This window comes from Leadbettera azotonutricia ZAS-9, from assembly GCF_000214355.1.
GTDB classification, from domain to species: Bacteria; Spirochaetota; Spirochaetia; order Treponematales; family Breznakiellaceae; genus Leadbettera; species Leadbettera azotonutricia.
On sequence record NC_015577.1, the window covers coordinates 1561983 to 1575922 of the forward strand.

Consider the following 13940-nt stretch of genomic DNA (forward strand, 5'->3'; position numbering starts at 1 on the left):
AAAAGAAAAAAAGTGAAGAAAGAGAAGAAGCCGAAAAAAGAAAAAAAGTACCTTGAGAAGAAGACCCTGGTGATAGTGGAGTCTCCTGCCAAGGCTAAAACCATAGAAAAGTATCTGGGACCCAGCTATATAGTAAAGGCGTCCATGGGGCATCTCATTGACCTTCCCAAATCACGCCTTGCCATTGATGTGGAGAAAAATTTTGAGCCTGAATATATTACTGTCAGGGGAAGGGCAAAACTTTTAAAAGAACTCCAGGGGGATGCAAAAAAAGCTGAAACAGTGCTGCTGGCAAGCGATAATGACCGGGAAGGGGAGGCCATTGCCTGGCATCTCAGAAATGCCATCACCGCAAAGACAGACAAGGTTCCCATTCAGCGCATCAGTTTTAATGAGATCACCCCCCAGGCGATTAAAGACGCAGTCGCCCATCCCGCTGCCATTGATGAATTTAAAGTAAACGCCCAAAAGGCAAGGCGTGTTTTGGATCGCCTTGTGGGTTATAATCTTTCCCCTCTGCTCTGGAAAAAAGTGAAGAACGGGCTTTCGGCAGGAAGGGTGCAATCCGTAGCCCTGCGCCTTATCTGCGAAAGGGAAAAAGAAGTCGAATCTTTTATCCCTGAGGAATACTGGACCCTGGAAGCGGACTTCAAAGTCGGCAAGTCTTCTTATACAGCCCAGCTTGTTTCATGGAAGGATGCCAAGCCCGAGCTTAAAAGCGAAGCTGAAGTAAATGCCATTATCGATATTATCAAAAATGGCGAATGCGTGGTTTCCGATGTGCGGGAAACTGACAAATCTGTTAAGCCCAAGCCGCCCTTTACCACGTCCCAGCTTCAGCAGACTGCCGCAAACCGCCTGGGTTTTACCAGCAAGAAGACCATGCAAATAGCCCAGCAGCTTTACGAAGGCGTGAACATGGGGAGTTCCCGCATAGGCCTCATTACCTATATGCGCACCGATTCTGTGCGTATTTCCCAAACTGCTTTGGACGAAGTCCGCGAATGGATAGGAAAAAATTTCCCCAAGGAGCTCCCCGAAAAAATCGTGGAATATGCGGTCGGGAAAAAGGCCCAGGATGCCCATGAGGCCATACGCCCCACTTATGTTAGCTATGCTCCTGATGATGTGAAGGAACACCTTACCCGGGATCAGCTTCGCCTCTATTCGATAATCTGGGAACGTTTTGTGTCCAGCCAGATGAACAATGCCAAAACCAGGACTGTCAGCGCCGACATCAAGGCAGGTGACGGCATTTTCCGCATTGCGGGCACCAAGATCATCGAAAAAGGTTTTTACCAGGTGATGAAGGTTCTTTCGTCAAGGGACGAAAAAGGCAGCTCCTACCCTGCGCTTAAAAAGGGCGACAAGGTGAAGGTGGACGACTTCAGGCCCGAGCAGCATTTTACCCAGGGCCCTGCCCGTTTTACCGATGCTTCCATTGTGAAGACTCTGGAAGAAAAAGGCATTGGCCGTCCTTCGACATACGCCCCCATTATCTCGGTGCTTCTGGATCGCTACTACGTGGTGCGTTCCAACAAGCAGCTGGTTCCTACTGTTTTGGGAAGGCTTATCAACGATATGCTGGTGGATAATTTTCCCAATGTAGTGGACGCAGGCTTTACTGCCTCCATGGAAACCAAGCTCGACGAGGTAGAAGAGAATACAATAAATTGGCCCGATATGATCCGCGATTTCTGGGATCCCTTTATAGATCGGGTGGATGAAGTAGGGAAAAACCTTGAATCCCAAAAAGGTTCTTTGGACGAACCCACCGACAAAGTGTGCGAAAAATGCGGCAAGCCCATGATGAAAAAACTTGGCCGGTTCGGTTATTTCCTCGCCTGCTCGGGTTTCCCCGAGTGCCGCAACACCAAATCCATACCTCTTGCAAAATGCCCCAAGTGCGGGGGTGATGTGGTTGCCCGCAAAACCAAGGGCAGGGGCAAGGAATTCTACGGCTGCACCAATTACCCAGACTGCGATTTTATCAGCCATTTTAAACCTTTAAATCAGGTTTGCCCAAAATGCGGCCAGTTCATGGTCGAAAAATACGACAAGAAGAACGGCAACCATAAAGCCTGCATCAATCCTGAGTGCGATTATCTCCATTCCAGTGAGGAAGAAGAAGAAAAATGACAATTTTAACCGAGAAAATACAGGAATACCTCGATTATCTCAGGGTTGTGCGCGGCGTGTCCGAGCGCACCCTCAAGGCATACAACAATGATCTTGAGCATTTTTCCGCATATTGCTCCAATCACGGTTTTATTCCCGAAACTGCCGATCCCCAGGGGGTACGTCTTTTCATCTCAGACTTAAGCGCTGAAGGCATTGCCTCGGTAAGCGTGAACCGCGCCCTTTCCTCCATCAGGGGTTTTTACCGCTACCTGGTGCGCTTTGGCTACAGAACAGATGATCCTGCGGATCTTCTTCGAAACCTTAAAACTCCCAGGACACTGCCGGCCTTCCTCTTTGAAACAGAGATGGCACAGTTCTCGGAGCTTCCCGATACTGCCGGCATTCTGTGGCCCGAAAGGGACAAGGCAGTAATACTCACCATGTATTCAGGGGGGCTTCGTATTTCAGAATTGGTTGAACTGTCGCTAAAAACCATGGAACGGGATCTGTCAGGAGCGCGCATTATAGGCAAGGGCGATAAAGAAAGGACGGTCTTTTTCTCTGATGAAGCCAAAGAGGCTCTTGCATCTTACCTTCCGGTGCGTAAAGCGCGTATAAAGGCTGAACACCCCACAGACCGTCTCTTTGTAAACCGCAAAGGGGAACCTATCTCAATTCCCGGTATACGCTGGATTATCGGCAAATATGCGGAACGTTCCGGGCTGGGTAAAAATATACACCCTCATTCCCTACGCCACAGTTTCGCTACCCATCTTGTAAATTCGGGCTGCGATGTAAGGGTAGTACAGGAACTGCTGGGCCATGCCAGTATTAGTACTACACAGCGTTACACTCACGTAGATACTGAGCGTTTAAAGAAAGTATATGCAAAGGCGCATTCACAGGGGAGAAAAAAACAATGAGCAAAGAAAGAGCAAAGATACGCAGTACCACTGTTCTTGCTGTCCGGCGTGACGGCAAAGTGGCCATGGCAGGGGATGGCCAGGTTACCATGGGCGAAACAGTGATGAAGAACAACGCAAAAAAAGTGCGCCGCCTCATGGATGGAAAAGTCCTTTGCGGTTTTGCAGGGGCCACTGCCGACGCATTTACCCTTTTTGACCGTTTCGAGGCCAAGCTTAAGGAATATTCGGGCGATCTTGCCAGGGCTGCTGTCGAGCTTGCCCGGGACTGGCGCACCGACAGGGCCCTGAGGCGCCTCGAAGCCCTGCTCCTTGTGGCGGACATACACAAGACCCTGCTTATCTCGGGCACAGGGGATGTGATAGAGCCTGCTGAAGATGCTTTGGCTATAGGTTCAGGCGGCAACTACGCCTACGCCGCCGCCCTGGCTTATCTCGACGGCTCGAAACTTTCGGCAAAGGAAATTGCTGAGAAAAGCCTTAAAATCGCGGGCAGCATCTGTATCTATACCAACGGGCAGATCACCCTGGAAGAATTGGAAGCTTAGGAGTTTTTAATGGAAGAGAAGAATACAGCCGAAAACAGCGAAATCAACAAAAATCTGGATAAGCTAACTCCCAGGGAAATTGTGCTTGAACTGGATAAGTACATCGTAGGCCAGAAGAAAGCCAAGCGGGCAGTGGCGGTAGCCTTGCGAAACCGCATACGCCGCCTCAAAATAAGCGCGGAAATGCGCGAGGATGTGACCCCCAAAAATATCCTCATGATTGGCCCTACAGGTGTCGGCAAAACTGAAATCGCCCGCCGCCTTGCGCGGCTTGCCAATTCGCCATTCATCAAAGTGGAAGCCACCAAGTACACAGAAGTAGGCTATGTGGGCCGGGACGTGGAATCCATGATCCGGGATCTTATGGCAGCCGGTGTCCAGATGGTAAAGCAGGAGATGCAGGAGACTGTTACCACAGAAGCTGCAAAAAGAGCCGAAGACGCCCTGCTGGATCTCCTCCTTCCGGGTACGGGCAAGAAGCCCAAGGCCGAAAAGCCCCAGCCGGTTGTCAAGCCCATGGGCAGTTTTTCAATCCCCAATGGCAACGGGGGGCCGGGGCCTTCGTTCATGGGCACTGCCATTCAAATTGGAATCCCTGTGAACCGCACTCAGGAGGATGCAATCGAGCCTCCCGAAGAAGTTCCCTCCGGGGAAAATGCCCAAAGCGCTGAAAAGGAAAGCCCCAATAAGGCAGGTTCGGAAACCCGTGAAAAATTCCGCGCCATGCTCAGGGACGGGAAACTCGAAGACAAGACCGTGGAGATCACCGTAAACCAGAACCCCCAGTTCCCTGCCTTCGAAATGATGGGTGGCGGCATGGAGGACATCGAATCCAGCCTTTCGGGGATAGCCGGGTTTTTCGGCGGCAACAAGAAAAAGAAAGTTGTCACCGTCAAAAGGGCCAGGGAGATACTCATTGCCGAGGAGTCTGAAAAACTCATCGACAGAGACAGGGTGAGCGACGAAGCCCGCCAGAGGGTGGAAGAGACCGGCATAGTTTTCATCGACGAAATTGACAAGATCGCAGTCAAGGGCGACAGGGGCGGCGGCCCCGATGTATCCCGGGAAGGCGTGCAGCGGGACATTCTCCCCATAGTTGAAGGGGCCACGGTGAACACCAAATGGGGGCCTGTCAACACGGACCACATACTTTTTGTGGCTGCCGGAGCTTTCAATATTGCCAAGCCTTCGGATCTCATCCCCGAGCTTCAGGGGCGCTTCCCCCTTCGGGTGGAGCTGGATTCCTTGGGCAAGGATGATTTCCTCCGCATCCTCACGGAACCCAAAAATGCCCTCACCAAGCAGTATGTGGAGCTTTTGGCCACAGAAAACGTGGAGATCGAGTTCACTCCGGAGGCAGTGGAGCATCTTGCAGCCCTGGCCGCAGAGGTCAATACAAGGCTCGAAAACATAGGCGCCAGACGTCTCCATACGATAATGGAGGCTCTTTTGGAAGAACTTTCCTTCGAGGCTCCTGATATTGCCCCTGCAAAGGTGCCAATAACCGTGGAATATGTAAACGAAAAGCTCTCAAGCCTCGTAAAAGACCAGGATTTGGGGAGGTATATCCTGTGAGATTAAACTCAGCCCGGGAAATGCCGATGATTGAAGATGGGAGAATGCAATGATCGTAAACAACAGCTTTTCTAAAACCGTAGACCTGCTTCACCGGGGCATGGACGCAAGTTCCATCCGGGGAGCCGTGATCGCCAACAATATAGCCAACGCAGGGGTGCCCAACTTCAAGCGATCCAATGTGAATTTTGAGAGCGAGCTTAAACGGGCATTGGACACGGAAAAGCAGAAGCCCGCCCTGGAGCTGCGCCTGACCAATCCCAAACACATTTCCGATTGGGAACCCAGGAACTACCAGGATGTTGATGTAAGGCGGGTGCTGGATTATGTAACCACCGAGAACGCCAACGGCAACAATGTGAACGCCGAAGAGGAATTCAACCTGGCCCTGGAAAACCAGCTCAGGTACATGCTCATGGCCAATGCAACGACCTTCGAGTTCAGCCAGATCAATATGGTATTAAGGGGATAGTAAACTATGGGACTTTTTACATCGATTAACATAGCTTCTTCGGGAATGTCGGCCGAAAGAACCAGAGCCGATGTCATCGCCGATAACATCGCCAACGCTTCCACCACCCGCACTGCGGAAGGCGGCCCCTACAGGAGGAGCCGCGTCGTGATGCGCCCCAGGGTGGACAGCCCTTACTGGCGTTCGCCTTTCCTGCCCGAAGGCATGGACAACGGCATAGGCCAGGGTGTTAGGGTCGCGGAGATTCAAAAGGATTATGCCGCCGAGAACAAGCTTGTGTATGATCCTACACACCCTGACGCCATCACGACCGGGCCCAGGCAGGGTTACGTGGAGATGCCCAATGTGGACATCGTTACGGAAATGGTGGATATGATTGCCGCTTCACGGGCTTATGAAGCCAATGCATCCATTATTGAAGGCGCCAAGTCCATGTTTACACGGGCTTTGGAAATTGGAAACAGGTAGCTAATTAATTCTTTTGGGAGGGAATTATGACCATATACAGACCTGAATTGACGGGCTTGGGCAAAATGCCGGATCTGCCCCTTAAAGTGACTCACCCGTACCACATGGTTTCCGAGTCGGAAGATTTTCTTGCGGAAGGGGGAAAAATTTCCAACCTGGGAAAACAAATCGGCGCGGAAGCAGTAATACGCTCGGGCACTTTCGAAGACGCTATGCTTGGCGCCCTGGACAAGGTGAGCGCCGCCCAGCAGTTTTCGTCGGACCTTGCCCAGCGGGCCATAATCGATCCTGATTCTGTGGATATCCATGACATCACCATAGCCCAGGCAGAAGCGAGCATGTCTTTGAACATAACAAGAAACGTTTTGAACCGTATCGTTCAAAGCTGGAAAGATATAATAAATACGAGGTAATAGACAACTATTGCCTATTCTTTGGGAGGGGAATATGGATTGGCTTAGAAAGATTCTTACACAGGTTGGAAGCCTTTGGGGCAAATGGTCTTTGGTTCAGAAGATCATACTCGTGGGCATAGTCGCTGTCGTTGGCATAGGGATTGCAGCCATGGTATCGGTGTCTTCAACGCCCACCATGGTGTCTGTAATAGACGCGCCCATCAGGGATGAAGCTGCCAGGGACAGGATCCTCACCAGGATCAACGAAGAAGGGATAAAGGCAACTGTTACCGCCGCAGGGGTGGTTCAGGTCGCTGATGACAAGACCGCGCAGAGAATACGAGGCATACTCATCAGGGAAGACCTTATCCCCCAGGGAACAGACCCCTGGGCCATCTTCGACAGGGAACGCTGGACCATCACCGACTTTGAAAGGAATGTAAATCTCCAGCGGGCCATCAGGCAAATGGTAACCGATCATATCCAGGCCCTGGATGATGTAGACAGGGCCGATGTTACCATTGTCCTTCCCAAGGATGAGCTTTTCCTGTCGGAACAAAATCCGGTAACTGCCAGTGTTATTATTACTCCCAAGCCGGGCAGCGATATTATACAAAACCGCAAAAAAATTGAGGGAGTACAAAAACTCCTCAAGTTCGCTATTGAAGGCCTTAAAGATGATAATATCACTATTACCGATCAGACAGGATTAATACTGAATGATTTTGCAGGCCTTGCGGAATGGGACAGGCTTACCCGCATAGAACGGGAAAATAAAATGATACGCACCCTGGAAACCCAGTACCGGGCCGTCGTGCTTCAGTCTTTGCAAAAAACATTTACCGACGACAGGGTGAGGGATCTCAATCTCAAGATAGATATGGATATGTCCCAGAAAGCCATAGCCACCGAAGAATTTTTCCCCATCACCATAAAGCCACGTACCCCTGGATCTCCTTATGACGATTCCCAGCTTGTGGAATCCATCAAACGCTCGGAAGCCACTTCTTCCACCAAATGGGCAGGCACGGGTTTCAACCCCGAAGGGCCCGCAGGCGTGGAAGGCCAGACCCCTCCCGCCTATAAGGATATGTCCAACCTCTACGGGAAAGTGGAACAGGAAACTGCCAAAATCAACAACGAGATCAACAGCCGCAAGACCCAGGAAGAACGCAGCCCCAGCATAGACCGGGTGACAGTGTCCGTGAATATCGACGGAACCTGGAAATGGAAGTATGATGAAAAACGCAACCCCGTGATCGCGGCGGATGGTTCCATAGAGCGGGAATATACCCCGGTGGCCCCTGAAATTCTCAGGGCTGCCCAGAGCCTGGTTCAGAATTCCGTAGGATACAGCGCAGCCAGGGGTGACAATGTAACGGTACAGAACATACAGTTCGACCGTTCCAAACAGTTCCAGGACGAGGACGCTGCATACTTCAGGCAAAAGCAGATGCAGACCACTATTATGGTCTTCCTCTCGGGGCTGGCAATACTGCTCATCGCGTTCATCCTGTTCAGGACTATCTCCAGGGAGATAGAACGCAGGCGGAGGCTTGAAGCTGAAGAAAGGGCCCGGCGCGAGGAAGCCCTTCGCCAGCAGGCACTTATGCAGGCGGAAGAAGAAGGGATGGATGTGTCCATCTCTGTGGAAGAGAGGACCCGCATGGAACTTCTGGAAAGCGTGGCCAATATGGCCAAAGAACATCCCGAAGATGTGGCCCAGCTCATCCGTACCTGGCTTTTGGAGGAATAAAGAATGGCGAAATTAGCGCCCGGCTCTACGACATCCGCATCAGGCGGAAAGGGCAAAAAAGGGAAAAATGAATATACTGGCCGGCAAAAAGCGGCCATATTCCTCGTTACCATAGGATCTGAAATCTCTGCCGAGATTTTCAAGTATCTGCGGGAAGATGAAATTGAAACCCTCACCTTCGAAATTGCCCGGCTTGAAACCATAGATTCAGAACAGAAGGACGCCATCCTGCAGGAGTTCCAGGAGCTCATGATGGCGAACCAGTTCATCTCCACAGGCGGTATCGACTATGCCAGGGAGCTGCTGGAAAAATCATTGGGCAGCCAGAAAGCAATAGACATCATCAACCGCCTTACTTCGAGCCTTCAGGTGCGGCCCTTCGATTTTATACGCCGTACCGATCCGGCTCATCTTTTGAACTTTATCCAGCAGGAACATCCCCAGACCATTGCGCTTATTCTTGCCTATCTGGAACCCAACAAGGCGTCCGTTATTTTGCAGAACCTTCCCCACGAAGTGCAGAGCGATGTGGCCCGCAGAATTGCTACCATGGATCGTACCAGCCCCGAAGTTCTCCGCGAAGTTGAACGGGTGCTGGAGAAGAAGCTTTCCACCCTGTCCAGCGAAGACTACACCACAGCCGGCGGCGTCGAGAGCATCGTCGAGATTCTCAACCTTGTTGACCGTGCTTCGGAAAAGCAGATCATCGAAGCCCTGGAAGACGAAGACCCCGAACTTGCGGAAGAGATCAAGAAGCGCATGTTCGTGTTCGAAGACATCGTCATGCTGGATGACCGGGCCATACAGAAGGTTATGCGGGAAGTGGATTCCCAGGAACTTGCCAAAGCCCTCAAGAGCGTGGACACCGAAGTGCAGGACAAGATTTTCAGGAATATGTCCAAACGCGCGGCGGGTATGCTCAAGGAAGATATGGAGTACATGGGCCCTGTACGTTTGAAAGACGTAGAAGAAGCCCAGCAGAAGATAGTCTCCATTATCAGGCACCTGGAGGACACCGGCGAAATCGTGGTCGCAAGATCCGGCGAAGACGAACTTGTAGTATAAGGAAAAAAACATGGCGAAAGCGGTTTATAGGCCCGGGGAGCTGGAGCTCCTGGATAAAAAAATTATTCTCGATCCTCCCACCTCCTTTCCGGAACTGGCCCATTTGGCGCCGGTGGAGGAGGATCTCGAAGAGATCCCTGAAGAGATCGATGAATATTCGGGCCCTACCGCCGACGATCTGCGCCGCGAGGCCGAAGCCTTCAAGGAACAATGGGAGTCCGAAAAGGAAGCCATGGTACGATCCGCCAGAGTCGAGGCCGACAGGATCATCAAAGAAGCCGAAGAGGCTGCTTTTAAGGAAGTTAAGCGTAAAACTGACGAGGCCCAATCGCTTAAACGCCAGGCCCAGGACGAAGCAGATAAAATCGTCGCCGAAGCCAATGAAAAGGCCCGCCAAATCGAAACCGATTCCCGTGCTGCCTTTGAAGCAGAAAGAAAAGAAGCCGAGGAGCGGGGCAGGGAAGCGGGCAGGGAAACAGGGTTCTCCGAGGGCAAAGCAGAAGTTGAACGCCTTGTGCAGCGTACTCAAACAGTGCTCGAACGGGCCCAGGATAAACGCGCAGAAATACTTGCGGAATCGGAACAGGAAATTATAGACCTGGTGCTCCTCATTACCCGGAAAGTAGTAAAAGTAATAACTGAAAACCAGCGCAATGTGATCATCTCCAATGTGGTGCAGGCCCTGCGCAAAGTCAAAGGCAGGGGCAATATCATTATCAAGGTGAACATGGCGGATGTAAAACTTTCTACTGATCATATCAAAGACTTTATTGCAATGGTGGAAGGCGCAAAGTCCATCCAGGTAGTGGAAGATTCCACGGTAGATCAGGGAGGCTGCATCATCGAAACTGACTTCGGTGAAATCGACGCCAGGATTTCGAGCCAGCTTGCGGAACTCGAAACCAAGATCCTCGAAATTTCCCCCATCAAGGCCAAAGCAAAAACCCAGGCTATTAACGAAGGAGCATAAGCCATGCCAGCCCTTATGGAAATTGGACACTCCGCCGAGATCCGCCAGGATCGCGGTTTCCCTCCGGATATAATAAAAAAATACCTCGAAACTACCGAAAGCATCGACCCCATTAAATGCATAGGCCGCATCAGCAAAGTCCAGGGCCTTCTTATAGAAAGCCGGGGCCCCCAGGCTATCATAGGCGAAATATGCCGCATCGAAGCGCCGAAAGGCGCAGGTCTCATACGGGCGGAAGTGGTGGGCCTTAGGGGCGACACAGTCCAGCTCATGGCATACGATGAAACCGACGGCCTTGAGATAGGCGCCAGGGTAGTCGCGTCAGGTACGCGCCTTGAAGTGGCTGTTTCCAACAAACTCCTTGGCCGTGTCCTCGATCCCCTTGGGCATCCGGTTGATGGCAAGGGCAATATCGAATCCCCGGTGCATTATCCGGCCCTTGCCAATCCTCCTGACCCTTTGAAGCGCAGGCGCATCACCGAGCGCATCAGTACCGGCGTGCGCGCAATTGATGGTATGCTCGCGGTGGGCCGGGGCCAGCGGCTTGGCATTTTTGCAGGTACCGGTGTTGGCAAGTCCACACTCCTTGGCATGATTGCCAGAAACACTAACGCTGATGTCAATGTCATTGCCCTGATCGGCGAACGGGGCAGGGAAGTGAACGATTTTATCGAAAACGATCTTGGCCCCAACGGCCTGGCCCGCAGCGTCATTGTGGTAACCCCTTCCAATTCTCCTCCCCTGGCGCGGCTTCGCGGGGCTTATACAGCTACCGCAGTGGCCGAATATTTTAGGGATCAGGGCCTGGATGTGATGCTCCTCTTTGACTCCGTAACCCGCTTTGCCAGGGCCCAGCGTGAAATAGGCCTTGCCACAGGCGAGCCCCCCGCAACCCGGGGCTTTCCCCCCTCCATGTTTGATTCCATGCCCAAGCTCCTTGAACGCTGCGGTACTTCGGACCGGGGAACCATCACGGGCTTTTATACCATACTGGTAGACGGCGATGACATGGACGAGCCTGTCGCGGACACCGTGCGGGGCATACTGGACGGGCATATTGTCCTGTCCCGCAGCCTTGCGCAGCGTTACCATTACCCGGCCATCGATATCCTTAACAGCATTTCCCGTCTTTCGACTGCGGTGTCTGGGTCCGAAACCAAAAAAGCAGTGGGAATTATCCGCCGCCTCATGGCCGATTATGCTGATTCCGAGGATCTTATCAATGTGGGCGCTTACAAACAGGGATCAAATCCAAAAATAGACGAGGCCATAGCCAAGCGTGACGCCCTTGAGAATTTTTTCATTCAGAATGTGGATGATAAGTCTTCCATAGTTGACACCCTCAATGCATTGGGAAAAATCGCCGGTGTTGAAATCCCCGAAAGCGAAATGGAAGTGTTCCTGCCCAAGATGGTTTTTTCGATGAATAACAATGAAGACGCGGAATTCCAGGGCAATGCATGAAGCGCTTTTCATTTAACCTTGAAAAAGTCCTGACCCTCCGCAAATTCGCCGAACAGGAAGCGAAGATTGAATTAGGCAGGGCAGTGGGTGTGCTTTCGGAAATCGAGAGGCATATTGTCTCTGTCGCTCAAGAACGGTTTATTGCAGCCAGTAATCAATTCTCCCCCGAAAACAGCGCAGCCATGATCCAGCAGTATATGTTCTATTTACTCAGGCTGGACGCAACAAGGGATCAGCTTTTAAAGGATGCCGCCCAGGCCGAATTGAAAGTTGAGCAGGCCCGTGAAGTTTTCCTGGAAGCTTCCCGGGATCGTAAAGTCCTGGACAAGCTTAAAGAAAAACGCGCAGCGGAATACCGCAAAGAAATGCTCGATGCGGAAGGCAAGGCCCTCGACGATATAGCCTCGGGAAGGCTGGCGAGACAGCTTGCGGATGCTTAGGGGTAAATTTAAGGCAAGCCTCAGGGCATGTTGATTTTGTATGCGCCGGCCTGCTTCACTCCCTTAATACTTGAATTCGCTGTCCCCGATAAACTCCCGCAGGATGCTCTGCCCCGGCACATACTGGGGCGGTATGGGCGTAAAGTTTTCGAGGAACGAGAGGAGCCGCATGGCTTCCGAGTATTCCTTTTGGCCGGGCTTTACCGAATGGAGCAATGGCTCGGCGTAGAATTTCAGTACTGCAAGTTCGTAATCCAAAGCCGAATTGAAGGCTGCGTCCGCGTGATTCTGGAACGGGAAAATATGCTTCTTTTCGCCCCGCTGAACAGAATGCCACATCTGGAACGTGCGCTCCGCGCCGGCGCCCCGGAATTGGTTGTCCCTTACCATGCGGCGGATCAGGCGGTTGTCGCTTGTGGGAATGCGGTTGTGGTCGTCAAGGTTAAGCTGGGTCAGGGCCGAGACATAAAGCTTGAATTTGGTTTCCCGTTTTATCTGTGGGGTAAGGGCATCGTTGAGTCCGTGTATGCCTTCGATGACAAGCATGGTCCGCCTTCCCAGGCGTATTTTCCTGCCCCCTGTTTCCTTGCGCCTTCCCGATTTAAAGTCGAAGACAGGCAGGGTGATTTCTTCCCCCGCAAGGCAGGCCAGAAGCTGTTCATTGAGGTAGGGGATGTCCAGCGCTTCCAGGCACTCGTAGTCGGGTTCGCCCTTTTCGTCCAGGGGGGTCTTGTCGGTCCCTACATAATAGTCGTCCAGGGAAATGGCAATGGGCTCTATGCCCATTACTTTGAGGGCAATGGAAAGCCGCTTGGCAGTGGTGGTCTTGCCGGAGCTTGACGGGCCTGCTATGAGGACAGCCCTGACAATGTCTTTTCTCTCGTAGATCCTGTCGGCGATCTCGGCAAGCTTTTTTTCCTGGAAAGCTTCGGCAATGCGGATATATTCCCTGATGCCTCTTTCGGCGATCAATCTGTTGAGCTGCCCTACAGAGTGGACACCGACAATGCGGCCCCACTTTTTATATTCGTTGTAGACATTGAAAATTTTTGGGCTGTCCTCAAAGGGCTCTATCCTTGAACCCTCGCCTGTGGCGGGGAAACGGAGGAGGAAGCCTTCCTGGTATGCCATGAGTTCAAAGGCTTTAAGGAGGCCTGTCCCCGGCACAAGGGGCGCAATATAAAGATCGATAAAATCTTTGCACTGGTTCACCATTACTTTTGATTCGTTCCTGCCCTCAAGGAGCAGGGCTGTGTCGTTCTGGCGTTTGTTCCTAAAATGCTCAAGGGCATCGGCATAGGCCATATAATGGCAGGAGATAGGCAGATCCTCTTTTGCCAAATCTTTCATTCTGTTTTCGAGGTTTTTAACTTCATCAATGCCGGGCTGCTTGCCCTCGTTAAAAGTATAATAAAAGCTGTGTCCCAGTGAATGTCCTACATAGAGGCTGCGTTCCGGGAAGAGCTCCCGGGCAGCTACTGCCAAAAGAAACGCCAGGGAGCGGCGGTAAAGGGCGACCCCCTCGTTTTCTTCCAGAAGCACAGGCTCAAGTACCGCGTTTGTTTCGAGCCTTGCCCTTAAGGGAAGAATTTCGTTATTGGCCTTAACAGCAACCAAAGGCCCTGAAAGCACACCGAATTGGGAAACCAGATCTTCAACAGGAACCCCATAAGGGCAGCTTATAATCTTGTCGTCTGAGCCAGAACTTCTGATGCGTATTTCCAAATCCTGCATGGTAACCCC

The 13940-nt window shown here is 51.8% G+C and carries 13 protein-coding genes; 12 read left to right on the plus strand and 1 reads right to left on the minus strand.

Annotated elements, in window-relative coordinates; genetic code table 11:
- Positions 1 to 12 precede the first annotated feature (12 nt).
- Genes topA through fliJ form a run of 12 tightly spaced genes read left to right on the plus strand, consistent with a single transcriptional unit; the run spans position 13 to position 12197 of the window.
- Positions 13 to 2139: a type I DNA topoisomerase gene (topA, locus tag TREAZ_RS06775; RefSeq protein WP_015711082.1), complete on the plus strand. Its 2127-nt coding sequence runs from the start codon at positions 13 to 15 to the stop codon at positions 2137 to 2139.
- Positions 2136 to 3044, plus strand: coding sequence for a tyrosine recombinase XerC (locus tag TREAZ_RS06780; protein WP_015711083.1), 909 nt, complete (start codon positions 2136 to 2138; stop codon positions 3042 to 3044). Before topA ends, TREAZ_RS06780 begins: the two co-directional genes overlap by 4 nt.
- Positions 3041 to 3592 (plus strand): ATP-dependent protease subunit HslV, encoded by a 552-nt coding sequence (gene hslV, locus TREAZ_RS06785; protein ID WP_015711084.1) that lies wholly within the window; start codon positions 3041 to 3043, stop codon positions 3590 to 3592. Before TREAZ_RS06780 ends, hslV begins: the two co-directional genes overlap by 4 nt.
- A 9-nt stretch (positions 3593 to 3601) precedes the next feature.
- Complete coding sequence (gene hslU, locus TREAZ_RS06790; protein ID WP_015711085.1) at positions 3602 to 5167, plus strand: ATP-dependent protease ATPase subunit HslU; 1566 nt, start codon at positions 3602 to 3604, stop codon at positions 5165 to 5167.
- Positions 5168 to 5216: 49 nt separating this feature from the next.
- The gene (gene flgB / locus TREAZ_RS06795; RefSeq protein WP_015711086.1) at positions 5217 to 5639 is read left to right on the plus strand and encodes a flagellar basal body rod protein FlgB; all 423 of its coding nucleotides are present in this window, start codon (positions 5217 to 5219) and stop codon (positions 5637 to 5639) included.
- A gap of 6 nt (positions 5640 to 5645) precedes the next feature.
- Positions 5646 to 6107 (plus strand): flagellar basal body rod protein FlgC, encoded by a 462-nt coding sequence (gene flgC, locus TREAZ_RS06800; protein ID WP_015711087.1) that lies wholly within the window; start codon positions 5646 to 5648, stop codon positions 6105 to 6107.
- A 26-nt stretch (positions 6108 to 6133) separates the two neighbouring features.
- Entirely contained in the window at positions 6134 to 6520 is a 387-nt protein-coding gene (gene fliE, locus TREAZ_RS06805) for a flagellar hook-basal body complex protein FliE (protein ID WP_043922967.1), read from the plus strand.
- A gap of 34 nt (positions 6521 to 6554) precedes the next feature.
- A complete protein-coding gene (gene fliF, locus TREAZ_RS06810) occupies positions 6555 to 8258 on the plus strand; it encodes a flagellar basal-body MS-ring/collar protein FliF (protein WP_043922968.1) in 1704 nt (567 codons plus the stop codon).
- Positions 8259 to 8261: 3 nt separating this feature from the next.
- Complete coding sequence (fliG, locus tag TREAZ_RS06815) at positions 8262 to 9323, plus strand: flagellar motor switch protein FliG (protein WP_015711090.1); 1062 nt, start codon at positions 8262 to 8264, stop codon at positions 9321 to 9323.
- Positions 9324 to 9333: 10 nt separating this feature from the next.
- A complete protein-coding gene (fliH, locus tag TREAZ_RS06820) occupies positions 9334 to 10293 on the plus strand; it encodes a flagellar assembly protein FliH (protein WP_015711091.1) in 960 nt (319 codons plus the stop codon).
- Between the two features lie 15 nt (positions 10294 to 10308).
- Positions 10309 to 11757, plus strand: coding sequence for a FliI/YscN family ATPase (locus tag TREAZ_RS06825; RefSeq protein ID WP_052297720.1), 1449 nt, complete (start codon positions 10309 to 10311; stop codon positions 11755 to 11757).
- Positions 11754 to 12197 carry a flagellar export protein FliJ gene (gene fliJ / locus TREAZ_RS06830; RefSeq protein ID WP_015711093.1) on the plus strand — a complete coding sequence of 148 codons (444 nt, stop codon included), beginning with the start codon at positions 11754 to 11756 and terminating at the stop codon, positions 12195 to 12197. Before TREAZ_RS06825 ends, fliJ begins: the two co-directional genes overlap by 4 nt.
- A gap of 63 nt (positions 12198 to 12260) precedes the next feature.
- On the opposite strand, the gene TREAZ_RS06835 is transcribed toward fliJ, so the two are convergent.
- Complete coding sequence (locus TREAZ_RS06835) at positions 12261 to 13931, minus strand: nucleoside kinase (RefSeq protein ID WP_015711094.1); 1671 nt, start codon at positions 13929 to 13931, stop codon at positions 12261 to 12263.
- Positions 13932 to 13940 lie beyond the last annotated feature (9 nt).

What these genes read in the sequence shown, in the direction of transcription:
- TREAZ_RS06780 (WP_015711083.1), top strand. Translation starts at nt 2,136, where the DNA reads ATGACAATTTTAACCGAGAAAATACAGGAATACCTCGATTATCTCAGG.
- hslV (WP_015711084.1), top strand. Translation starts at nt 3,041, where the DNA reads ATGAGCAAAGAAAGAGCAAAGATACGCAGTACCACTGTTCTTGCTGTC.
- hslU (WP_015711085.1), top strand. Translation starts at nt 3,602, where the DNA reads ATGGAAGAGAAGAATACAGCCGAAAACAGCGAAATCAACAAAAATCTG.
- flgB (WP_015711086.1), top strand. Translation starts at nt 5,217, where the DNA reads ATGATCGTAAACAACAGCTTTTCTAAAACCGTAGACCTGCTTCACCGG.
- flgC (WP_015711087.1), top strand. Translation starts at nt 5,646, where the DNA reads ATGGGACTTTTTACATCGATTAACATAGCTTCTTCGGGAATGTCGGCC.
- fliE (WP_043922967.1), top strand. Translation starts at nt 6,134, where the DNA reads ATGACCATATACAGACCTGAATTGACGGGCTTGGGCAAAATGCCGGAT.
- fliF (WP_043922968.1), top strand. Translation starts at nt 6,555, where the DNA reads ATGGATTGGCTTAGAAAGATTCTTACACAGGTTGGAAGCCTTTGGGGC.
- fliG (WP_015711090.1), top strand. Translation starts at nt 8,262, where the DNA reads ATGGCGAAATTAGCGCCCGGCTCTACGACATCCGCATCAGGCGGAAAG.
- fliH (WP_015711091.1), top strand. Translation starts at nt 9,334, where the DNA reads ATGGCGAAAGCGGTTTATAGGCCCGGGGAGCTGGAGCTCCTGGATAAA.
- TREAZ_RS06825 (WP_052297720.1), top strand. Translation starts at nt 10,309, where the DNA reads ATGGAAATTGGACACTCCGCCGAGATCCGCCAGGATCGCGGTTTCCCT.
- fliJ (WP_015711093.1), top strand. Translation starts at nt 11,754, where the DNA reads ATGAAGCGCTTTTCATTTAACCTTGAAAAAGTCCTGACCCTCCGCAAA.
- TREAZ_RS06835 (WP_015711094.1), bottom strand. Translation starts at nt 13,931, where the DNA reads ATGCAGGATTTGGAAATACGCATCAGAAGTTCTGGCTCAGACGACAAG.